The organism is Mucilaginibacter sp. PPCGB 2223 (genome assembly GCF_001705515.1).
In the GTDB taxonomy this organism is placed as follows: Bacteria; Bacteroidota; Bacteroidia; order Sphingobacteriales; family Sphingobacteriaceae; genus Mucilaginibacter.
This window is the reverse complement of the sequence record NZ_MDJS01000006.1, coordinates 1-23,474: the sequence shown is the minus strand read 5'-3', so window position 1 is coordinate 23,474 and position 23,474 is coordinate 1. Positions and strand designations below refer to the sequence as shown.

Here is a 23,474-nt window from a genome sequence, read left to right as displayed (position 1 = left end):
GCCGACGAGAAATGTTTAAACTAAGTTTTGATTTTAACAAACTGAAAAGCTATGCCGATTGGAAACTATTGGTGTTCCTGGTGCTGTTTTTAAACATCAAACTCGAGGCAAAAGTATTGGCCATTGTTTTTGCTTACCTGCTGCAATTCGATTTCAAATTCGGGTTTGCGTTAAAAAATTCGCGCCTCCCTCTTTTTTACCTGGTTATTATACCCATTGCAGTGCTTGGCCTCGTTATCAGCCAAAGCTATCAAAACCCTAATTACTGGCTGGTCTTCCTTACCGGGATAGGTTTTTGGGGGCTCTCTATCCTGGCGGTACACCAGGTTAAACTAATGGTCGAACAAAACGATACCGAAACCATCCATCGCACTATAAGCTTGTTTTTTATACTTAATGCGCTGGTTTCGATAGTTAATTTACTGCTCATCATATGGCAGATTAAAGATGTTAACCCATACACTTTTAAGGGCCTGCATCAATTATACTTTGTTAACACCGGCGATAATATCAAAGGGCTCACTTTTGATATTTCATCAACCAACGGTGCGCTGAACGTTTTAGGAGTTATTTATTTTTTAGTTAAAAAGCAGCCCGTTATGCTGCTGGTTTGCATGGTGACCTTATTGCTTACGACCAGCAATTTAATAACGGCGGTTCTGCTGTTTGTGCTGGCGGCTATTTACGCCTTCAACAGCAACAGGGACCAAAAAAGCCTCATCGTTATTTGCGCCATGCTTTTTGTGGTGTTTATGTTTAAGATATCCCCTCAAAACATCAGGTACGTTAATGAACAGGCCGAACGCGCCATGCACATACCGGTGGATACCAGCTTCAGGCTCGATACGGTAAGGCCCATCACCAGCAGGCCCGACAGCACGCTGAATTTTGAAGAAATGCGCGAAAAATTTGCGACGCTGTATCTCGACAGCCTTAACCGGGCAACTACCCGACAAAAACCTGTTAAAACAACCATCCCGGAGAAAGTTACCATTAAACCCCGATGGAAGTATGCTTATGAGTTTCGACCGGCCTGGGTAATTGAGCCCGAAAAGCAAATCCTGCTCAATTTTATTGCCGCGCACCCCTCGCAGTTGCCGCTATCGTCGCACAAAAAATATGTGGCCGGTTTTCCGGGTAAACTAACCGGGCTCATTCAATCTGTACTGATCTTATACCACAACCCGGCTGAGATGCTGACCGGTATGGGGATAGGCAACTTTTCGTCGAAGATAGCTTTCAGGGCGTCGGGTTTGGGCCTGCGCGGCAAATATCCCGAAAAGTACACCTATATCAGTCCGGCCTTTTTAAGCAACCATCTCGATCTGTACATGAACTTTTTCAGCCGCGACCTGGGCCTGCATTCCATCACCAATAATCCCTCGTCGGTATACGATCAGTTACTGTCTGAATACGGGCTATTGGGTTTACTGGCATTGATTACCGGTTACCTGTGGTTTTTTGCCCGCAATTACCGGGTGCTCACTTATGGTATCCCGCTGTTATTTGTGATAGGTACGTTCTTTTTCATCGACTATTGGTTTGAGCAATTATCCGTTGTGGTGATGTTTGAGCTGATGATGTTTCTGAATATTAAAGAAAACCAAACTTTAATGCCCCATGGAAACTAACCCGATGATCACCGTTTTAATGCCCGCTTATAACGCCGAGCATTACATAGCCGAAGCTATCGCATCGGTACTGCAGCAAACCTATACTAATTTTGAGCTGATCATCGTAAACGATGGTTCGACAGATGGCACGCGCAACATCGTTAAAACCTTTAGGGACCCGCGCATCAAACTGATCGAACAGCCTAACATGGGTGTGGCCGCAGCCTTAAACACCGGGCTTAAGCATGCCGGAGCGCCTTACATTGCGCGCTTTGATGCCGATGATATTTGTTATCCCGAAAGGCTCGAAAAGCAGCTGGATTTTCTGCAAAACAATCCCGAATACATCCTGGTAGGCAGCGATGCCGAGTACATTACCGAGAACGGCGACTTCCTGTTCAATTTTAAATGCATCGCGCATACGCACGATGAAATTATGGCCAAGCTGTATTTCTACTGCCCGTTTCTGCACCCAACGGTAATGTACAAAAAGCTAAGCGTAAGCAATGCCGGGGGCTACCCTGATAACGCCCACAATTTTGAAGATTACCTGCTCTGGACCAACATCGCCAAAGCGGGCAAATTATACAATATGCCCCAGCCGCTCATCAAATACCGCCTTAACCCTGCTTCGGTAACTATTGATGAGCGGTGGCGGGGCAAACGTTTCCGCGAGATTAAGCGCACGGCTATAAAACGCGGGTCGATAACCACCCATGAGGCCGACGAACTGCTCGCCATCATTAAAAAGCAGGATGTTTGGAAAATTAAGCAGGGATCGTACCATGCCCTTTGCGGGAAGAAATTTTTAGCTAACAATTATGAGCCCGAAAAGGCCCGTAAGCATGTACGCAAGGCCATCAGGATATACCCGCTGCGTTTTGACAACTATTTGTTATACACGGTAAGCTATCTGCCCGAAAGGCTCATAGCCTGGCTGCATAAACTTAGCCCCAACAGACTATGAGCAGCCGGATGAAAATATTTGTTGATGCCCATGCTTTTGATGCGGGCTTTCAGGGTACGCAAACCTTTATCAGGGAATTATATACCAGCCTCATCGGCTTGCACCCTGAGCTTGATATCTATTGGGGAGCCTACCATGCCGACCGCATACAGGCGGCGTTTCCATCGGTAAACCCCGTCAATATTTTGCCCTATAAAAAGGAGAACGGGGGCCTCAGGCGATTTTTATTTGATATCCCGGCATACCTGAAGCAGCACCGGTTTAACTTTGCGCATTTTCAGTACATATCGCCGCGGCAGCAGGATAACTGCAGGTACATTGTTACCCTGCACGATGTGCTGTATAAAACATTCCCCGGCGATTTTTCGTGGACGTATCGCGCGGCACGTAATTTTCTGTTCGGCAAAAGCATTAAAGATGCCGCCATAAAAACCACTGTATCAACCTATTCGCAGCAAAAAATAGCCCGGTATTACGATATCGCGCCGAGCAGGATACATGTTATCCCCAATGGTGTAAACGAGGCCTTCGCAAAGTTTGGCTATGATAAAAAGGCTGCGGCAGAATTGATAGCTGAAAAGTTCGGCATCCGCAATTTCGTACTTTACGTGAGCCGGGTCGAGCCGCGAAAAAACCATGCGCTCTTGTTAAAAAAGCACATCAGCCTTGGTTTGTTCGACCGCGGCATCGCATTGGTATTTATCGGGGACGACTCGGTTAACGTAGACGCCCTGCAAGGGCTGATCGCAACACTTACGCCCAAACAAAAAGCGCTGTTCTTCTGCTTGCCGCAGGTAGCACAGGACGACCTGACTGCCTTTTACAGCGCCTGCCGCCTGTTTGTTTACCCTTCGAAAGCCGAAGGCTTTGGCATACCTCCGCTCGAGGCCGCCATTTGCCGGGCGCCGGTATTATGCTCATCGGCGACAGCCATGAGCAATTTTGATTTTTTTGAACCTCACACCTTTAACCCCGAAGATGAGTACGATTTTGAGCATCAATACCTGCAGATGATAGATGCCCCGCCAACCGAAACCACCCTAAACCACATAGCTGAAACCGTAGCCAACCGATATCAATGGCAGCGCAGCAGCGAACTATTTTATGATCTGTTACAAACTGATAACCAACTATGAAACTACGAATTGCAATATTAGGCACACGCGGCATCCCAAATTTTTACGGGGGGTTCGAACACATATCCGAGTACGTATCGGCCGGACTGGTTAAACGCGGCCACTCGGTAACGGTGTACAACTCGCACAACCATCCTTACCAGCACGATACCTGGAACGGCGTCGATATTGTACATTGTTACGACCCCGAATACGTGATCGGCACGGCTGGGCAATTTATTTACGATTATAACTGTATTAAAGATGCCCGCAGAAAAAACTTCGATGTGGTACTCATTATGGGTTATACCAGCAGCTCAATATGGGGAAAGATGTATCCGCCCCAAAGCGTCATCATCACCAATATGGATGGCATGGAATGGAAGCGTTCAAAATACTCGAAACCGGTACAGCAGTTTTTAAAATATGCCGAAAAGCTGGCCGTAAAACACAGCGATTATTACATCAGCGATGCGGTAGCGATTAAAACCTACCTGGGCGAAAAATACGGCATCGACAGCCGCTACATCCCTTACGGCGCCGATTTGCTGACCGAAGACGAAAAATCGGGAAAGCTGCCCGGAAATGTAAACCCCGATTACTTTTTGCTGATGGCGCGTATGGAACCCGAAAACAACATCGAAACCATACTGGAAGGCTTTAATACAAGCAACTCGAAAAAAGATTTTAAGGTGCTGGGCGATACCTCCAACCGTTTCGGCAAGTTTATTACCAACCGCTTTAAAAACGACGAGCGCATACAGTTCCAGGGAGCGATATTTGATAACCAGAAGGTGCGCGCCTTGCAAAACAACTCGTACCTGTATTTCCACGGGCACAGCGTGGGCGGCACCAATCCATCGTTATTGGAAGCCATGGCCAGCGAGGCTTTGATCGCGGCGCATAACAATCCGTTCAACAAGGCAGTACTTAATTCGGACGCGTTTTATTTTTCCGATTCGACCGAGGTGCGCCAAATTGTGGAGACCGTACAGCGCGATGAAGCAGGCAGCCGCATGGTTAAAAACAACCTGCATAAAATACAATACCAGTTTAACTGGGAAAACATCATCGACCAGTACGAAGAATATATCATCGATTGTTATTATCATTCAAATTATGCGAAAGCTATTGTTCATTGATGATACGCTGGCCAACAAAATAAGCTTTTACCATTTGCTGCTGCTGTTGGTCAGCCTGCCGTTCGATTATTTCTACAGCCATATCATCCTGGCAAGCTTTGCCCTGCATACCCTGATACATCTAAAAAAAAGTGAGGTTAAACCGGTTATCACTTTACGCACTTTTTTATTGCAGTCGGTATTCCTGGTTACGGTTCTCGCATCCGTCTACAGCCACTATAAAAGTGAGGCATTTAACGACATGGGGCGGCAGGCAGCCATTTTTATATTCCCGATACTTTTCTGCCTTAACCCGTTAAACATCAGCAAATACCGCAGCCAGCTCCTTATTTTATTTGCACTGTCGTGCACGGTTACGGTAAGCGGTTTATTCGCCTACGCATTTTATCTGATCAGGTATTTTCATTTCCCGCTGCAGGCTATATTTTCACACGCCTTTACCAATCATAATTTTTCGGATCCGATCGGGATGCATGCTACCTTTTTTTCGATGCAGGTAGCCATTGCGCTCATGAGCTTTTTATCGGTGGTTGTTAAACCATTGCCTGCCGCAACAAGAGCGTTGTATATTTTTTGTTGTGCGATATTAATTGCAGGGCTTATCCAGTTAGGTGCAAAATCGGTTGTGGCGGTTATGTTTGCGGCCATTGCTTTTGTGCTGCCGGTGGTGATGCTTACCGGGCGTAAACGTATTGGGTTTATTACCGGTTCTGTTGGCATTGCCCTGCTGGCGATAATCGTGATCTCGCATTCGCCTAACTTTAAGGAGCGTTATTTCACTTCGTTCGGTAAAGACCTCTCGGAAAAGAGAGGCCCCGAAGCCACCGACTCGCGGATAACACGCTGGGCAGTCGTTATCCAACTGATCAAAAAATCACCGGTTATCGGTTATGGCCCCGGATCGGAGATCCCGTTATTAAAGGATGCTTTTTTTAAAAACAAGCTTTACGACTCTTTTTTAAACGGCCTGAACTCGCACAACCAGTATTTAAGTTTCTGGCTGAAATCGGGCATCTGGGGCCTGCTTATTTACCTGCTAACCCTGGGTTACGGCTTTAACATGGCGTTCAAAGCGGCCGACGTGGTATTTATAACCTTTATGCTGCTGATCGCCGTGGTATCTTTATCCGAAAACATTTTCGACGTTGATAAGGGCACTATGTTTTATGGTGTGTTTTTTCCTCTGCTTGTTTTTTCGCAGCAGGATGTAACCGTATCAAAACCGGCATTAATACAAAAAAATATTTTGGCTGATGGGCAACCTGTGTGCTAATCTGTACGTGTTATATTATGTTAGATTCCATGTAGTTGTTGGATTGAACAAGGTTTGATTTTTCACAACGGGGCGCGATATAGCACAGGGTTCAACGGTTGTTACTTAAGCGCCCCCGAGTGAAATTTTAAGCAAGCCGGGTGTTTTTAAACGGGTATATTAAAAAGTATTTAAACTTTATAAATCGTGTCGGACATCAAAAAAAACATATTAGCGGCCCTCGCTTATTTTGATGTGTTTAATTACCCGTTAACACAGTCCGAAATATTCCTGTTCCTTTCGCAAAGGTATGACCCGGCGGTTTTTTCGAATGCTTTGTTATCGCTGATAGCTGAGCGTGCGGTTTATAAGTTCGATAATTTTTATACGCTCAAAAACGACCTGGGCATAGCCAAAAGGCGCAGCGCGGGTAATAAAAAAGCAACGGAGCTTATCCAGGTTGCCGAGCGGGTGGGTAGCTTATTGATACGGTTTCCTTATGTCCGTGGGATCGGTATTTCGGGTTCACTATCCAAAAATTTTGCCGATGAGCAATCGGATATCGACCTGTTTATCATTACGACCGGCAACCGGTTGTGGATTGCCAGGACATTGCTGCACTTCTTCAAAAAAATGACCTTCCTGGTTAACAAGCAGCACCTGTTCTGTATGAATTATTTTATCGATGAACAGGGGCTCGAAATTGTTGAGAAGAACATTTATACAGCTATAGAGGTAGCTACCTTAATACCCATTGAAGGCGATATCGCTTTTGAGAAATTTTACTCGGCCAATACCTGGACACGCACCTACCTGCCTAATAACTGCATGCGTGTAACCTCGGCCAAACCCGTGAAGAACACGCTGATTAAAACAGTGGCAGAGGCTTTGCTGAATAACCGGTTCGGTTCGTTTTTGGACAGGCAGTTTATGCACATCACGGCCAGCCGATGGCTCCGCAAATCGCAGCAGCACAAACGCAATGCGCGCGGGGTTATTATGGGGATGGACGCCAGCGAGCATTGTGCCAAACCCGATCCAACCAATTTTCAAAATAAGCTGATCGATCGTTACCAGAACAAGGTTGGTGCCTTGCTGCAAAGCTACGAAGCAGGTTTTGCTCACAGTTAAACCATTTTTTTACGCAGCGAAATAATATAATAATCGCCGATGAAGCGCCAGGGCCAGGAGCTCTTCAGGCGTTCTTCTTTAGCTTTCAGGAAGCGGTAGATACGCGGATATTTTTCGGCAAAGCCTTCGATGTATGATGGCGGTACGATTGTACACAAGCCTTCTATGCCTAATACATCAAAATCATCCTTCAAACAATTGATGATGTACGACGGGTTATAATACCAGCATCTAAAATAAGTTCCCTCAACATGCGCGGTTACGCCGTTGCTGCTGAACATACGGCGCGCAGCCGTTTTAAATTTGCCTTTAAAAACCAGCAATGCTTCCCATAAGCAAAATTTTGGCAACACAACCAGGGTTACCATACCGCGTGGTTTTAGTAAAGGCGCGAAAGACGCAAGTACTTTATCCAGCTCACCGGTGCAGTTTAACCCCGCGAAGTTGGAGAAGATCAGATCGTACGGGCCGCGGTTTTGCAAATGATCGAGCTGGGTAAACGAGCGTAACTCGGCGCTTACCTTATTTTGCATACCGGCTTCCAGAATCTTTTGCCGCAGGCGGTTTTGCATACCGGGCGCAATATCGGTAGCATGGATACTGTGCCCCTGCTGCGCAAAAAACAAGGCATCTTCGCCCGTGCCGCTATTGAGTTCGAGGATGTGGCTGCCCGGTTGCAAATGCTGCAATACATGCGATCGTATCCGTTCGCGTTTGTAAGCAACAATAGTATTGCCGGCGTAGATATCATCAAATACCACCGACTGTTTGCTGAACGCTTCGGCAGATGCCTGCTCATTAACCGGGTTGCCGATCTCCGTCATGCCGTCAGCCTTTCTGCACGCTGCAGCTTATACTTTTCGATCAGCGCAAGCGGAACATAATACAGTATGGAAGCTGCCTTTTTTAAATTGTTGTAAGTTGCTGCCAACGGATTTCTGATCAGCTTCAGCAAACTGTCCTTAGCCAGGTGCTGATGATAGTTTTGATGTACATAACGGTGCAACTGTTTGTAAAAGGCCGGTGAGTAGGTGTTTTTGTACATCAGGGCCATCTCGTCCGAGTCGGTCCAGTTGGTTTTTTTCTGCAGCTCGGTTCTTACCCTGTCATAAAATACCGTGCCGGGTAAAGGGTATGATACCGATATGCCGATCTCGTGGGGCAACAGCTCAGCTATCATTTTAATGGTAAGGCTGATATCTGCTTTTGTTTCGCCCGGGTAACCGAACTGGATAAAAAACGAGGGTTTGATCAGATGTTTCTTTAGCAGTTTTGTAGCCTCGCGTATCTGTTGGATGGTGGTGCCTTTATCCATGGCATCCAGTATTTTTTGCGAACCGCTTTCGGCGCCTATCCATACATTGTCGCAGCCCGATGCCGCCAGGGCTTCTATCTGGTCATCGTTCAAAAGCAGGTCGGCACGGCTTTGTATCTTATATTTAAAATGCAGGTTTTCTTCGGCAACCAGTTCTGCAAACCGGTGTACCCAGCCCGGCTTCAAACCAAAAATATCATCGCAAAACCAGATGTGACCGGGGTTATAATGTTGTTTGAGATATTTAAGCTCGGCTATCACGTTTTCCGGGCTGCGCGAGTTATACCGGCTGCCGTAAATAGGCTTGGCGCACCAGTTGCATTTAAAAGGGCAGCCGCGTGTGGTGCCCATATTCATCGAAAAATAACCTTTGCTTTTTAGCCACGCCTCGCGATAGGGTTCGATGTCGACCAGGTCCCAGGCGGGTAAAGGCAGTATGTCGAGATCCTTTAATACAGGCCGGCCGGCGGTTTTTTTTATTGAGCTGCCTTCGGTAAAAGCTATGCCTTCAATATGGTCATAATCAGTTGCGCCCTGTTTAATAGCGTTTGCCAGCTCAAGCAGGGAGGTTTCGGCTTCGCCGATCAATACAAAATCGGCGCCGGCGTGCAGGTAGTCTTTATAGCGATCGGTCGAATCGCTGCTCGATACGATAACGGTGCAGCCCTGCTCTTTTGCCAGCCTGAACATTTCGAAAGCGGCCCCGCGCATATTGGTGAGGCACATTTTGGTGAGGTAGTTAAAGCCATCATCGTACACCACGAAAAGATCGGGCTGATGCTGTAATAAGGCGGGCATAACCTCGCGCGCAGCGCTCGCGAACATGGTATCGAACAGCGAAACCTCATACCCGTTCCTTCGCATCAGGCTTGCGGCGTACAGCGTGCCCAGGGGCGCATACGGCTGGCCCAGCTCCCATTGTTTGGGATCGAACCTTAAGAAGTACGAGTGGCTGAACAGGATCTTATTCATGGCTAATTGAGTCGATAAATATTATAACTGTACAGGGTACGGTCTAAATGGTAATTTTTCGCGACAACCCGGTCGATGTAATTGCGAAGGTCGGCGTCTATATATTGCTTATACTCCGGGAATAATGGCACTAATATCATCCCAGGCTTATTTAACGCAATATCCCGGTAAAGCGTTTGTTTAGCCAACTGGGTTTGCGTAGCATTAAAATAAATAGTCGGCGAAAGCCTTTCCGAATATAATAGCGGGGTTGCGCTATATCCCGCTATAAATACTTTGGTATCAACAGAGGTGTTTGCTTTTATCCATAAACCAAGTTTTTTCCAAACGTACTCATCAGGCTGGATAAAAGGCGGGTGGCTGTAGGCATCCGTATTCACCTGTTCGGTTACGAACAGCTTTTTAAAATTAACAAAAGGCTCCAATGGTTTGGGCAGAAAACATAGCCAGATGATGGTCATCGGGTATTTCATCGGTACCCGGTAAGTTTCGACAATATGCGCCATGGCAATCGCACTCATCAGCGAAAAAGCAGGCAGCAGATCACGCAGTTGCACACGGGCATAATTGCCTACCACGTTCATCGCTATAAATTGAAATACCAGCCACAGCACCAGCCAGTCGGCCTTCTTTTTGACGAACAGATAGATAAGTACAAAAGGATAGAACAATACCAGCTCCGAATAAAAGAACGTGTTCAGCATCTGCTGCATCCGCCATAAAAAACCATGATCGGTTGTGCTGCCCGGGCCGAAATTATCGCCGATTTCATACCTGTAAATGCTGTACAGATCGATCCCGGCCAGGCCATAGCCTGCTGCCAAAAGCAAAATACCTGTTAAGCCGCCTATGCAAAAAAACAGGGCTTGCCTGCGGTTATGATAAAGCAGGTTGATGAGCAAAGCCGCCGTGCCGAAACCTGCCGATAAACGAAATCCAACCGCTATCGCAGCCAAAACCCCGCTTATTAAAAAGCTTTTATTTGTTTTATCGATATAAAAATATGCCGACAGGATCATGAACAATACATCGTAGGTTTCATCGTAGGAGGTATACCGCCCATCCACGCAATGCCAGAGGACGGCCAGGCCGTAAAAGGATATGGCCAGTACGCCCGCACGGTCTCCGGCAAGTTTGACCGCTATTTTATAAATGTAAAATATGCCGATCGATTGGCAGATAACGCCCAGCACCCGCGGAAACCAATAGTTGATGCCGAATAACCAATCGGAAACCCCAAAAACTGCAAAAAGCACGGGCGACTTAATATCTACGCCACCACGGTATGGAACCAGCCCATGCCTGAACCAGTTACGGCCGATATAATGCCACATCGCCTCATCTGATGACAAAGTGAAACCATTGGTCAGCAAGCTGAGCAACAGTTGCAGCACCACCAGTACGACAATAATATGCAGCGGTTTAATCCGCGACAATCTGCTGGTTGTATTGCTGATCGGCCCCGTGCTCATAGTTCAGTTTAAATTGGTACGCGGGTGCAGGTTTAACGAGCACACGCATTTTACGCAGGTTGGGTTGCCGCCCATGTTTAATGTTTTGCGGAAACCGATGGCAGTATCGCTGTTCAGGATATCCGCCAGTTCATCATCATGAATATTGCCGATAGTGTCGTGAAAAAAACATGGCCTTACGCTGCCATCGGCTTCGACAACTGCCGATACCCAGGGTGCGTTGCACTTTTTAAACGGGAACGGGTTGATATTGTAAAAGGCCGCATAGTACGCATGTATATCGCGCAGCTTGGTATCGCTTTCGGCAATAAAACGCTCGCCCCGGTCGATGGTGGGTATGATGCGCGCTATGATTTGCTGTAACTCGGGCAACTCATCTTCAGCCAGTAATATTTCGTGTTGTTTGGGTTCGGCCCAGGCGGTTTGGCGGTTAAAGGCTTCACTGCTTACATCGGCCGGTAAAAAGCTCACCTGGTCGAGGCCCATCTCTTTTGCCGCCATGATGATATTCTCCCAGTTGCGGAAATTGATACGGTGTATGACGCTGCGGCCGGTTATTTTATAATCGGGGTTGCGGCTTTTGAGGTATTGCACACCTTCGCGCAATTTGGCGAAAGCGCCGGGGATGTTGCGGATGGCATCATGCAAAGGCTCATCGCCATCTATCGAAACGATGATATCGTCGACCCATCGGAGCAGTTCGTCGGTATGGTGCTTTAGCGTGAGCCCTGTAGATAATAAACTGATGCTGATATTTTGCCGTTTGAGTATTTCGCACAGGCGGAAGAAGTTCTTATTCAATAAAGCCTCGCCGCCCGACATGAGCACCTGCTGTGTGCCCAGTTTTTTAAGAGAGCGCATCAGGCCGGTTACATCAGCTTCAGTTAGCTGCTTCAGGTTTTTGTTATCCTTCCAGATATCGCACATTACGCAACGGCAGTTACAGGCGCTATGCGGCATCAGTATCACTACCGGCAGGGCCGAAATCACATCGGTTTGCAGGGTGTGGTAACGCTTATAGGTATGCAGTAACGAAGCCATAGTCATTAATTAAAAACCCTGTATCTCGGGCTGGCGGTATCTCCACAACCGGTGCAGCAGCTTGATCTCGTACGGATAATCGAACACGTTGATCTTATACCTCACACCAGCCAAAAACCGGATGGCGCGGCGTTTTAAACTATTCATCCGGATATCGGTTACGGTTGGGTAATAGCCGTTGAGTACCGTTTCGAAATTGCGTATCTTATCGATCATTTCGGGTGTAAGCCACGGCGTGAGCGGGTTTTTACGCAGGTCGAAGTTTTCCCAGGCCGGGCTTACCCAGTCTTCCAGCTTTTCGGGGAACTTGAAGCCTCCGGCAATTACCTGCTCATACAATTCCGAACCTTCGGTAGGTACCGGGCTGTAGGTGTACATTACAATCTCTGTTTTGGGGTTCACCGCTTTGATCTTTTTGATAAAGTCGATATCAAAGTCGATCTGCGCGTTTACCTTTTCGGGCGTTTCGGCAGGCGTGCCCAGCACAAAGGAGTATTCGGGTATGATATCGAATTTTTTTAACCTTTCGGCAAACGCTAATATCTGTGCACCGGTTTGCGTGCCGCCCTTATCCATCTGCGCGAGCACCTCGTCGTTACCGCTTTCGGCGCCAAAGAAAATGCATTTACATCCTGCGGCGCGGATGGTGCGCAGCGACTCGTCGGAGTATTTGCTCATGGTATCGATGCGGGCCATACCCCACCATACCATGTTCTCGTCTTTCATCAGACGCGAAAATTCGACGGCGCGCTTTTCGGATACAAAAAAGTTATTATCGTGGAACTCGATCGAATCGGCGCCCCATTTATCCTTGATATATTTTATATCCTGGTATACATTGTTTGCCGATTTGGCTTTCCAGCGCGCCTCGTAAATAGGCACAACCGCACAAAACGAGCAGGTGAACGGGCAGCCTATGCTGCTGTGATAGGCAAAGGTTTTCTCGCCTAAGTAAGTTTTACCGAGATATTTTTCGATCGGGTAAAAACGGTCCAAACGGTGATAGGGCAGCGGCGGGAGCGAATCCTGGTCGATCAGATCCTCTTTGGCATTTTTTACAATCTGCCCGTTGGCTTTGTAGATCAGGTTTTTCAAAAACTCATACGGCTGAAAATTCTCGAGCGCATCCAGCAGCCTTGGGAAACAGTTATCGCCGGGGCCGTTGATGATGAAATCGACGTAGCCCGAATCAAGCACCACCCTGGCATGGTTCGAGGGGAAGTACCCTCCCCAAACCATCGTGGTGTTTTTATACTGCTGTTTTACGGTTTTGGCGATGGGAATGGCCTGGCGCAGTTGCGGGCCGGGCATTACACTAAACCCCAGGTATTTAAACTCGCCGGTGGCCAGGTAATTGAGGATGGTTTGCTGCGGATCGGTTTCGCGGTTACCATCCACGATCACCCAATCGTATTTGCCCTCGATAGATGCGGCAATATTCAGGATGGAGTTGGGTATCCTGAAGGTATTGTTAGCGCTCCGTGGATTAAACAGCAAAACCTTATTCATTGCATCAATTAATGTATTGTATCAGGGATTACGTTGCCCGTAAAAACAGCGTTGCCTCGCCTAAAAATAAAATAGAGGGCAACCCTTGTAAAAAACACGCCGTATCCCCTGTATAAATAATTTTTATAACGAATGTCTGTACTGCAAACCATCAGGGGTTTTATCCGCCGCAATACTGCGCTGATTCACGAGAAGGGATCGGTTGAGGCCTATGACCTGTGGGCCGGCAGTTATGACGACCAGCCCGATAACCTAATGTTTTACCTCGACAACCGGATATTTGGCGAGTTGATGACTACCGTGAACCTGAAAGGTAAAAATGTTGCCGATATTGGCTGCGGTACCGGCAGGCACTGGCCTTTGCTTTATCAGCAACAGGTGGGTAACCTTACAGGTTACGATGTTTCGGGAAGGATGCTGGAGCGCTTGCATATCAAGTTCCCCGACGCCGGGCTGGTAAAGATCATCAGTGATGACTTTTTGACCGATGTGCCCGATGCCACTTACGATGCGATTATCTCGACGCTTACCATCGCACACATCGAAAATTTAGCATACGCATTACTCGAATGGTGCCGGATACTGAAGCCGCAGGGCGAGATCATCATTACCGATTTTCACCCGCAGGCTTTGGCGGCGGGTGGTAAACGCACTTTTCAGCACGATCGTAAGCTGATCGGTATACGTAACCATGTGCATTCAACTGCTGACTTAAAAGAGCTGTTCATCAGGAGCGGGTTTACCGTGATAAGCGAAACCGAGCGGGTGATTGACGAATCGGTTAAACATTTTTACGAGAAACAGGACGCCCTGCATGTTTACAATGATTTTGAGGGCAGGCCCATGATCTATGGTATACACTTAAAACGTTTGTGATGGTTTTTAGCGGCGCGCGGTTGATGGGGGGCGATGCGATGGTAAGCATCGGTATTTCGGGCGGAGAGATTATCTCTGTATCGCAGGAGCCTGCCGCAGCCGGTTTTACTTTTAAAAATGCCGTTGTTTTTCCGGGTCTGATCAACTCGCACGATCACCTGGATTTTAACCTCTTCCCGCAGTTAGGCAACAGAATATACCGTAACTATGTCGAATGGAGCGAATACATCCATGATAACTATAAAGCTGAAATAGATGCCGTATTGAACATCCCGAAACATTTGCGTACGCAGTGGGGTATCTACAAAAACCTGCTTTGCGGCATTACCACGGTTGTTAACCATGGCGAGCGGCTGCAAACCAACGATCCGCTGATCACGGTGTTCGATAGATGCCAAAGCCTGCATTCGGTAGCGCTCGAAAAGAACTGGAAACTGCGGATCAATAACCCGCTGAAAGCTAAAGTACCGGCGGTAATCCATGTCGGTGAAGGGTCAGACATTCATGCATTTATTGAGATCAACACATTGGTGCGGTGGGCGCTGTTTAACCGCGACCTGGTTGCCGTACATGGCGTAGCCATGAAACCCAGCCAGGCCGGCAGTTTTAAAGCTTTGGTTTGGTGCCCGGCATCAAACTACTACCTGCTCAATAAAACCGCCGATATCGGCACGATCAAAAAGCACCTGCCTATCTTATTCGGTACCGACTCGACCCTGACCTCGGCCTGGGACCTGTGGGACCACATCCGCCTGGCGCAAAAAACCGGCATGATGAATGATGAGGAGTTATATGATACCCTGACCGAGAATCCCGCTAAGGTGTGGAAGCTCAACAGCGGTAAGATAGCGCCCGGCAGGGATGCTGATATCGTAATAGCCCGCGATAAAGACCTGGGCGGGCTTACACCGGCCGATATCCTGATGGTTATCCACCAGGGTAATATCCGCCTGTTCGACGAAGAAATGTATGATCAGGTCCAAAATAATGGCACAGATACCGGGGTTTACAGTAAAATCTATGTTGGTAATAGCTGTAAATACGTGCAGGGCGACCTGCCCGGGTTGATCGGCCAGGTAAAAAGTTACCATCCCGGGGCCGCATTCCCTGTAGATACCATTGACCCGGTAACAACCAAACGGGCTTTAGTATAATCCATCTATTTTTTGATAGTTGCTTTTTTGAAACTGCAGAAAACCTACGTGATACAACGATGCAGCATCGGGCGTGATGACCTTCTGGTTAGCCACCTTACCCAGCAATAGCATGTGGTATCCCATTTTGCGGTGCCCTATGATCTCAAGCTCTTTATAAGATGCCGCCGTTGCCGGAACCGGGAAGCCGAATATCTCGCTATCGCTGATATCAAAAGGCATATCCTGTTTTTTTGTTGGCGATTTACTGCCGTGTTTCCCTAACCGGTACACCGTTTCCAGGTCGATCTTATCGGTATCGCAGATCACTACCTTTTTAGCAGCCAGAATTTTATCGAGCGTTATATTGGTGGTACGCAGGCCCAAAAGCTGCAGGCCTGCCTCGGGGATATACCCCTGGATATCCATCGGGAAGATGTTGTAATAATCGTTATCCTGGTACGAAACCATAATGATTTGCCTGGGGTACGAGTATAGCGAGCTGATCACGCGTCGGCTTTGATAGGTGTTTGTTTTCGACCGTAAAAAATAGCCGAACAGCGCCAGCCGGTGCAGCGCCGTTAATTGGTGGTTCTTTACACTTTCGAGCCGGTATAACAACAGCCGCCCGTTACCGGCAGGTAATTCTTCTATGCGTGTTACGCGCATTTCGGCATTACACTTTTTCTCCTGCCTAAATTGAATGTTTACCTGCTGCGTGTGCAATGCCGGCGCCTGGTCCGGAGGCAGCCATACCGCAATACAAAACGGATCGAGGCAGATCATGCTGTGCCGGTTGGTTACATCGATACAGGCACCCCGGCTCTCTAAAAAAACCCGTTCGCCGATATCGGCCTCGCGCAGGCGCGTTACAAAAAAGGTCCGTACCGCACCGGGTTCAAAAAATAAGCTTTTGATCAGCAATCCTATCATAAATTCAATCCGGCCATTTTATTTAGATTACGGTTGGGAGCAGGCTATGGTTGCTTTGCCGGTCGGTAATTAGCTTTTGGCGGAGGCAACCATTGCTATATAAAAACGGTAATCCTAATGATTATGAAATTTGTTTTTGTAAGCTACAGTTACGACCCCGGTTTTAAAGAACCCGATGCCTGGTTCGATCAGATCGGGGGGTATGTTGGTATACTTTCGTGCCTGGCTAAAAACAATCACGAGGTGATCCGCATCAAGCAGATCGGCGACAATTATACGTGCGAGGTAAACGGTGTGCAATACCAATTTGTAAACTTTGGCGCCCGCAGCCGGCACTTTCCGCGAAAGCTGCATCAGTTGCTTAAAGGTTTAAACCCGGATATTGTGGTGGTACACGGACTGCATAACCCGCTGCAAGTTATTCAATTGCGTTTTTCGCTTCCGCGGAATGTTAAGATCATGGCCCAGAACCATGCCGAAAAGCCATCGTCCGGCATACGAAAAGTATTGCAAAGGCTGGCCGACCGTTATATAGGCGCTTACCTGTTTGCCTCAAAAACGATGGGCATGGATTGGGTAAAACGCGGTAACCTGGCTTCGGCAAAAAAAATCCACGAGGTGATGGAAATATCATCCGGCTTTTACCCCATAGACCCGTCGCTTGCCAGGACAAAAACCGGGATGACAGGCGACCCGTCTTTTTTATGGGTAGGCCGTCTTGATCATAATAAAGATCCGCTAAATGTAGTAAAGGCCTTTTTGCGGTTTACCGATAGCTGCCCCCGCGCCAGGTTGTACATGATCTACCATACCGAAGAATTGCTGAACGACATAAAAACCATCCTCAACATCCACTCAAATGGCAATACGGTAACTCTTGTTGGTAAAAAGCCCCACGACGAATTGCTTTACTGGTACAACAGCGCCGATTTCATGGTATCCGGTTCGCACTATGAAGGCAGCGGTACAGCCGTTTGCGAGGCTATGAGCTGCGGGTGCGTACCCATCCTGACCAATATTTTCTCGTTCAGGGCCATGACCGGCGATGGCCGGACAGGACTGCTGTACGAGGCAGGCAACCAGCAACAGTTACTGGCGGCCCTGGCCAAAACAGAACGGCTGGATATGACTGCCGAACGCGAAAAAGTGCTGGCGTTTTTTGAGTCGCACCTCTCGTTCGAAGCGATAGCCGGAAAGTTTGAAGCGATTGCCGCCGGTTTACGCGTATAACTGCATAATGCTGCTTGCCGTTTTTTGAATGGGGTAAGCCAGTACAGGCTCGTGATCGGGCTCTGCCGCGTCGAATATATCCAGTAACTTATGGCACATTTCAACTAAATCGCTAACCGGGTGAAGGTGTTCGATCCTGCCGGCCATAGGTTTAACAAACGAAACCACCTGTGCCCCGGCGTACAAAGCCTCCTGGAACACTGCAGCGAACCCTTCGTACGACGAGGTATGCAAAAACACCTTCGAGCGCTGCATCAGCGAGAGTACTTCGGCATGCGGCACCTCATCCCGCAAGGTAATATTGCCTTCAAGCCTGTTTTGCCTGATGAGTGTTTGCAGCCGTTCTTTTTCGGGCCCTTTGCCACAAATAACGGTGTTAATATCAGGTATGAATTCTTTCATGAATTTTACCACATCGATAAAAACATCATATTGCTTTAGCGGGATCAGCGACCCGGCACCCAGGATATCGATATCGCGCTGCCCGGCGCCAGGTTTAAATAACGAAACATCTATACCCGTAGTGATGGTATTGGCCGGTAAAATGCCGTAATTATCCAATACCTGTTGCGCTACAAAATCGGATAAAGCGATGAGCGATCCGCTCTGGGGCCTTATCCATCTGAAATACCGGTTGCCCGGCCGCGCATCCTGGCCCAGCATCCAGCTAAAGTGCTTAAGCCTGTGCCTGCGCGCAAAATGATGGCCCACAAAAGCGCATTCGTCAAACCAAAAGCTCAGCAAACCGATAACCTGGTATTGCTTATTAAGCCTGGTCAGCGTTTTCCATACACGCGTCCAGTTGGCCCAGCGGTATAAACGGCTGCGGTTCTTGCCGCCCAAAGCTATCACAGGTATACCTTCCCAGCTGTAAGACGATTTTTTGAACGGATATTCGAACGCAACAATCACGATATTGAGTTGCGGATAGCTTTGCTTAAGCCCGCGCACAAACACCTGGCTAAACGGCATGCACGTAGTATCGGCCTCGTTTTCGGGGAAGCCGGGGCTCAGTATCACCAATGTTTTGCGCTCGTTCATCAATTTATTACAGGAATTACGCTGCAGGTGCCGGTATAGTTGCCTGGCACCTGAATTTAGGCGTCACAAAAAAACAGATTGAAACTATAGCAATATTTTGTTTTATTGATGTGTGAAAATCACCTTTTAACGATGCCGGTTTTGGCTTTCAGAAATATAATCTCTAACTTTCAAAAAAACTGATTAAATCATTATTTCATGAAAACAAGATCCTCTGTGTGGCTGGCAATCCCATTAGCCCTTGCCGTGTCGTGCAAAAACAAAACCAGTACAGATTCTGCTCCTGCCCGGACTGTATTTTTCGACAAAAGCGGTATGGATACCACCGTTAAACCCGGCGACAACTTTTTTTTGTATGCCAATGGTAAATGGATGAAAAATACCGAAATACCGGCATCGCAAACCGGTTGGGGCTCATTTTACACACTGTACGATGATAACCAGAAAAACCTTCACCAGATACTGGAAGACCTTTCTTCGCATAGCAACCCTGATGGATCGAACGAGCAAAAGGTAGCCGATTACTACACCAGCGGCATGGATACCGTATCGATAGAAAAATTAGGCTCCGACCCGTTGAAGCCCATCTTTGCCCAAATTGATGCGGTAAAAGATTACAAAGGCCTCATAGCGCTTTCGGCTGATGGTTTCAAAACCGGCGACGGCTTTCTGTTCGGGTTCGCAGTTGCGCCCGACGACAAGATCAGCACCAAAAATGCCGCGCAGTTCGGCCAGTCGGGCTTAACCCTGCCTAACCGCGATTACTACTTTAAAACAGATAGCGCGAGCGTGAAGATCCGCGCCGAATTTGTGAAATATGCCACCAAGCTCTTTACGCTTGCCGGTGTTGATGCCGCAACTGCAGCAAAAAACGCCGATGCGGTGCTGAAGTTGGAAACCGAGATAGCCAAATCGCACTCGACCCCGGTTGAACTGCGCGACCCGGTTAAAAACTACAACAAATTTGCCGTTGCCGATTTTCAGAAACAGGTGCCGGATATCGACCTGAAAGACGTCCTGAACCGCCTTGGCGCCAAAACCGATACTATTTTGGTTGGCCAGCCTAAGTATTATGTAGCATTGGATGGTTTGCTGAAAAGCCAGCCGATAGACGCCTGGAAAACCGAAATGAAATTCGGCGAGCTGAATGGCTCGGCCCCTTACCTGAGCAAAGCTTTCCGCGATGCCCGTTTCGAGTTCTGGGGTAAGACCATGAGCGGCCAGAAAGTGCCTAAACCACGCTGGAAATCGATGGTATCGAGCGTTGATAATGGCTTAGGCGAACTGCTTGGCCAGGTATACGTTGAAAAATACTTTACTCCCGACGCTAAAAAACGCATGCTCGACCTGGTGAACAACCTGCAGGCTGTTTATAAGGACCGCATTGAGAAAAACCCATGGATGAGCGCCGAAACCAAAAAGAAAGCTGAAGAAAAACTGGCGGCCTTTACCAAAAAGATAGGCTATCCCGACAAGTGGAAAAAGTACGACGACGTAACCATCAACAAGGCAACCTACTTTGCCAACCAGCAATCAATAGCCAAACACGATTATAAGGAGATGATCAACAAACTGAGCAAACCGGTCGACCGTACCGAATGGGGCATGACGCCGCCAACCGTGAACGCTTACTACAACCCATCGTTCAACGAGATCGTGTTCCCGGCAGGTATCCTGCAGTTCCCGTTCTTTGATAAGGATGCCGACGACGCCATCAACTACGGCGCTATAGGCGCAGTAATCGGCCACGAAATGACCCATGGTTTTGACGACCAGGGCGCACAATACGATAAAGATGGCAACCTGAAAAACTGGTGGACCGCCGACGACAACAAAAAATTCAAAGAACGCGTGCAAGTGGTGGTTAAACAATACGATGCTTACACCGTGTTAAATGGCTTGCACGTTAACGGCAGCCTGACCACCGGCGAGAACATGGCCGACATTGGCGGTATAGCCATTGCTTACCAGGCGTTCAAGAACACGCCGCAGGGTAAAGGCGATACCAAGATCGACGGCCTTACGCCCGATCAGCGTTTCTTCCTGTCGTTCGCACAGGTATGGCGCCTTAAGGACCGCGACGAGACCATGCGTATGCGTATCAGCAGCGACCCGCACTCGCCCGAAATGTACCGTGTAAACGGCCCGCTGTCAAACATGGAAGCTTTTTACAAAGCCTTCGATGTTAAGCCCGGCGACAAGCTTTACCGCCCTGAAGCCGAGCGCGTAGCAGTGTGGTAGGGAATTAGTCCGGAGTCTTGAGTCTAAAGTCTCGAGTCGACGAATGATGCTTCATAAAAACAGCCCTGGCTTTAAAAGCCGGGGCTGTTTTACTCTATATCTAATTCTGTTTAGATCAAATTAACGCTCCGGTTAACAAAATCAGTCAGCTCAGCGCCTGTTAACATCCCTTGCGAAAGCAGGGCCAGGTCAAAAGCCTGGCGGGCCAGGGCCGTTTGTTCTTCTTCGTTCTCGTCGTTTAATATGCGGCTGATCAGCTTGTGGTTGCCGTTGATGGATACCTTGTAGTTATCGGGCAGCGAACCATAAAAGCTCATACCGCCGCCCATTGCGGCCATATCCTTCATCCGGCGCATAAACTCGTCCATGGTAACGGTTACCGGTAACTCATCGGGGCTCAGGCTTTCGATCTCTACCTTCATATTCGGTTTGGTGATCGCTTTTTCAAAGATCGCCTTAACCTTAGTCGATTGCTCTTCGGTGAGCGCATGCGCCGGGGTATCGGCTTTGTTGATCAGTTTATCGATCACATCGGCATCCACCCGTTTTACCGCTGTTTTTTCGAGCTTCTGCTCCAGTTGGCTCACAAAATGGTTATCGATGGGCGAGTTCATCAGCAGCACATCGTAACCCTTTTTGTTGGCGCTCTGTATAAAGGTATCCTGTTTGGCCGGGTCGTTGGTGTACAGGTAAACTACGGTATCATCCTTATTGGTTTGGGTAGCTTTTACCTTTTCGCGGTATTCGTCCAAAGTAAAGAATTCGTTGGCGGTGTTGGTGAGCAGGGCAAAATCTTTGGCTTTATCGTAAAACTTATCTTCGCTGATCATGCCGTATTTCACAAACAAACCGATATCGCTCCATTTTTCCTCGAACGATTTACGATCGGCCTTAAACAGCTCTGCCAGTTTATCGGCTACCTTTTTGGTGATGTAGTTGTTGATCTTTTTAACATTGCTGTCGGCTTGCAGGAAGCTGCGCGATACGTTCAGCGGGATATCCGGGCTGTCGATCACGCCGTGCAGCAGCATCAAGAATTCGGGCACAATGTCTTTCACCTCATCGGTAATGAACACCTGGCGGCTGAAGAGCTTGATCTTGTTTTTAGTGATCTCAAAGTCGTTCTTCACTTTCGGGAAGTATAGCACGCCCGTCAGGTTAAACGGATAATCCACATTGAGGTGAATCCAGAACAACGGCTCTTCCGAGAATGGATAAAGTTCTTTATAAAAGTCCAGGTAATCCTGGTCGATCAGTTCCGAAGGCGCTTTGGTCCAGATCGGGTTGGTATTATTGATGATATTATCGACAATAACCTCGGTATATTTCGGTTTGCCCTCTTCGTCTTCACCATCAGGCTCGCGCTCGGTTTCGGTACCGAATTTGATCGGCACGGGCAAAAACTTGCAGTATTTGTTCAGTATCTCCTGCAGGCGGTGCTTATCTAAAAACTCCTCGCCTTCGGCGTTGATGTGCAGTATTACATCGGTACCGCGGGTGGTTCGGCTGCCTTCGGTTATCTCGAATTCGGTGCTGCCGTCGCAAATCCAGCGGGCTGCTTCGGCGCCATCCTGGTACGACAGGGTTTGGATCTCCACCTTATCGGCCACCATAAATGCCGAGTAGAAGCCTAAACCAAAGCGGCCGATAATTTCGTTCGCGTCTTTGGCATCTTTAAACTTCTCCATAAACTCGGTAGCGCCCGAAAAAGCGATCTGGTTGATGTACTTTTTGATCTCCTCGGCGGTCATGCCCAAACCATTATCGCTGATGGTGATGGTTTTTGCTTTTTCGTCGAAAGCTACCTCAACCTGCAGGTTGCCCAGTTCGCCGTTGTATTGCCCGAGCGAGGCCAGGCGCTTGATCTTTTGCGTCGCGTCGACAGCGTTCGACACCAGCTCGCGCAAAAATATCTCATGATCGGAGTATAAAAACTTTTTGATGATCGGGAAAATGTTCTCGGTATGTATCGAGATCGTTCCTTTTTCTTGCATAGTTATTATTTTGGATTTGTTTGTTTACTATAGTTCGGCGTAAAGGCTAACAATACCTGTTCCAAAGGGGCGTTTTTTGCCAAATTGACAGAAAACCAAAAAGCCGCCCTGAACTTATTTCAGCACCCCACAGGCAGAGACGTTTGCAAGTTATTTTGACTTTTGAGTTTTTCCTTTTGAATTTTTAAAGGGCGTTGCCTGCGGCCCGGGCTGTACGCTCATACTGCACAGGCCTTAGCCACGGGCCGGTATCCGCTGCCATCCCTAACGCAGTTTCAGTCCGAAAGTCCGGTGTCCGAAAGTCCGCAAGATGCTTTTTACTTTCGGTCTTTCCCGACTTTCCGATTTCCGGACTTCTCCCAGCCAGGGAGGAAATTGTAAGCATATTTTCGATGTTTTCAGTTCCATCCTTCAAAAAAGCTTCTCGCTTCATGCTTCCGCCTTCTTGCTCACCCCCATCTTGATACTCGATACTTGCTACTTGATACTCCCGGGCA

19 protein-coding genes are annotated in these 23,474 nt (G+C 48.0%); 10 read left to right on the top strand and 9 right to left on the bottom strand.

Annotated elements, in window-relative coordinates:
* Window positions 1–11: 11 nt before the first annotated feature.
* The 6 genes from BEL04_RS23315 (at window position 12) to BEL04_RS23290 (ending at window position 7,220) form a co-directional block, all read left to right on the top strand.
* Complete coding sequence (locus tag BEL04_RS23315; RefSeq protein ID WP_066008103.1) at window positions 12–1,631, top strand: hypothetical protein; 1,620 nt, start codon at window positions 12–14, stop codon at window positions 1,629–1,631.
* A complete protein-coding gene (locus tag BEL04_RS23310) occupies window positions 1,621–2,580 on the top strand; it encodes a glycosyltransferase (RefSeq protein WP_066008102.1) in 960 nt (319 codons plus the stop codon). The genes BEL04_RS23315 and BEL04_RS23310 overlap by 11 nt, the downstream gene beginning before the upstream one ends.
* Window positions 2,577–3,716 (top strand): glycosyltransferase family 1 protein, encoded by a 1,140-nt coding sequence (locus tag BEL04_RS23305; protein ID WP_066008101.1) that lies wholly within the window; start codon window positions 2,577–2,579, stop codon window positions 3,714–3,716. Before BEL04_RS23310 ends, BEL04_RS23305 begins: the two co-directional genes overlap by 4 nt.
* Entirely contained in the window at window positions 3,713–4,837 is a 1,125-nt protein-coding gene (locus BEL04_RS23300; protein WP_066008099.1) for a DUF1972 domain-containing protein, read from the top strand. Before BEL04_RS23305 ends, BEL04_RS23300 begins: the two co-directional genes overlap by 4 nt.
* The gene (locus BEL04_RS23295) at window positions 4,815–6,110 is read left to right on the top strand and encodes an O-antigen ligase (protein ID WP_083228046.1); all 1,296 of its coding nucleotides are present in this window, start codon (window positions 4,815–4,817) and stop codon (window positions 6,108–6,110) included. Before BEL04_RS23300 ends, BEL04_RS23295 begins: the two co-directional genes overlap by 23 nt.
* A gap of 186 nt (window positions 6,111–6,296) precedes the next feature.
* Window positions 6,297–7,220 carry a nucleotidyltransferase domain-containing protein gene (locus BEL04_RS23290; RefSeq protein ID WP_066008095.1) on the top strand — a complete coding sequence of 308 codons (924 nt, stop codon included), beginning with the start codon at window positions 6,297–6,299 and terminating at the stop codon, window positions 7,218–7,220.
* Here BEL04_RS23290 and BEL04_RS23285 read toward each other — a convergent pair.
* Genes BEL04_RS23285 through BEL04_RS23265 form a run of 5 tightly spaced genes read right to left on the bottom strand, consistent with a single transcriptional unit; the run spans window position 7,217 to window position 13,529 of the window.
* Entirely contained in the window at window positions 7,217–8,044 is an 828-nt protein-coding gene (locus BEL04_RS23285) for a class I SAM-dependent methyltransferase (RefSeq protein ID WP_066008093.1), read from the bottom strand. The two genes, BEL04_RS23290 and BEL04_RS23285, sit on opposite strands and share 4 nt — an antisense overlap.
* A complete protein-coding gene (locus BEL04_RS23280) occupies window positions 8,041–9,507 on the bottom strand; it encodes a radical SAM protein (RefSeq protein WP_066008090.1) in 1,467 nt (488 codons plus the stop codon). The genes BEL04_RS23285 and BEL04_RS23280 overlap by 4 nt, the downstream gene beginning before the upstream one ends.
* Window positions 9,508–9,509: 2 nt before the next feature.
* Entirely contained in the window at window positions 9,510–10,979 is a 1,470-nt protein-coding gene (locus tag BEL04_RS23275) for a glycosyltransferase family 39 protein (RefSeq protein ID WP_066008089.1), read from the bottom strand.
* Window positions 10,980–10,982: 3 nt separating this feature from the next.
* Entirely contained in the window at window positions 10,983–12,020 is a 1,038-nt protein-coding gene (locus tag BEL04_RS23270) for a radical SAM protein (protein WP_175404140.1), read from the bottom strand.
* Between the two features lie 9 nt (window positions 12,021–12,029).
* Entirely contained in the window at window positions 12,030–13,529 is a 1,500-nt protein-coding gene (locus BEL04_RS23265) for a B12-binding domain-containing radical SAM protein (protein ID WP_066008088.1), read from the bottom strand.
* Between the two features lie 132 nt (window positions 13,530–13,661).
* Between BEL04_RS23265 and BEL04_RS23260 the strand changes: the two genes are divergently transcribed.
* Together BEL04_RS23260 and BEL04_RS23255 are read left to right on the top strand one after the other, a co-directional pair.
* Entirely contained in the window at window positions 13,662–14,405 is a 744-nt protein-coding gene (locus tag BEL04_RS23260) for a class I SAM-dependent methyltransferase (protein WP_066008086.1), read from the top strand.
* Window positions 14,405–15,559 (top strand): amidohydrolase family protein, encoded by a 1,155-nt coding sequence (locus BEL04_RS23255; protein ID WP_066008085.1) that lies wholly within the window; start codon window positions 14,405–14,407, stop codon window positions 15,557–15,559. Before BEL04_RS23260 ends, BEL04_RS23255 begins: the two co-directional genes overlap by 1 nt.
* On the opposite strand, the gene BEL04_RS23250 is transcribed toward BEL04_RS23255, so the two are convergent.
* The gene (locus tag BEL04_RS23250; protein WP_139113161.1) at window positions 15,551–16,471 is read right to left on the bottom strand and encodes a hypothetical protein; all 921 of its coding nucleotides are present in this window, start codon (window positions 16,469–16,471) and stop codon (window positions 15,551–15,553) included. The two genes, BEL04_RS23255 and BEL04_RS23250, sit on opposite strands and share 9 nt — an antisense overlap.
* Window positions 16,472–16,594: 123 nt before the next feature.
* On the opposite strand from BEL04_RS23250, the gene BEL04_RS23245 reads away from it, so the two are divergent.
* Window positions 16,595–17,701, top strand: coding sequence for a glycosyltransferase family 4 protein (locus BEL04_RS23245; protein WP_175404138.1), 1,107 nt, complete (start codon window positions 16,595–16,597; stop codon window positions 17,699–17,701).
* Here the strand turns inward: BEL04_RS23245 and BEL04_RS23240 are convergent.
* The gene (locus BEL04_RS23240) at window positions 17,690–18,742 is read right to left on the bottom strand and encodes a glycosyltransferase (protein WP_066008079.1); all 1,053 of its coding nucleotides are present in this window, start codon (window positions 18,740–18,742) and stop codon (window positions 17,690–17,692) included. The two genes, BEL04_RS23245 and BEL04_RS23240, sit on opposite strands and share 12 nt — an antisense overlap.
* Before the next feature lie 198 nt (window positions 18,743–18,940).
* Here BEL04_RS23240 and BEL04_RS23235 point away from each other — a divergent pair, with 198 nt between their 5' ends.
* A complete protein-coding gene (locus BEL04_RS23235; protein ID WP_066008077.1) occupies window positions 18,941–20,983 on the top strand; it encodes a M13 family metallopeptidase in 2,043 nt (680 codons plus the stop codon).
* A 110-nt stretch (window positions 20,984–21,093) separates the two neighbouring features.
* On the opposite strand, the gene htpG is transcribed toward BEL04_RS23235, so the two are convergent.
* Window positions 21,094–22,977, bottom strand: a complete 1,884-nt coding sequence (gene htpG / locus BEL04_RS23230; protein WP_066008075.1) for a molecular chaperone HtpG — start codon at window positions 22,975–22,977, stop codon at window positions 21,094–21,096.
* A 184-nt stretch (window positions 22,978–23,161) separates the two neighbouring features.
* On the bottom strand, window positions 23,162–23,474 hold a 313-nt coding region (locus BEL04_RS24540; RefSeq protein ID WP_217493672.1), incomplete at its 5' end, for a hypothetical protein.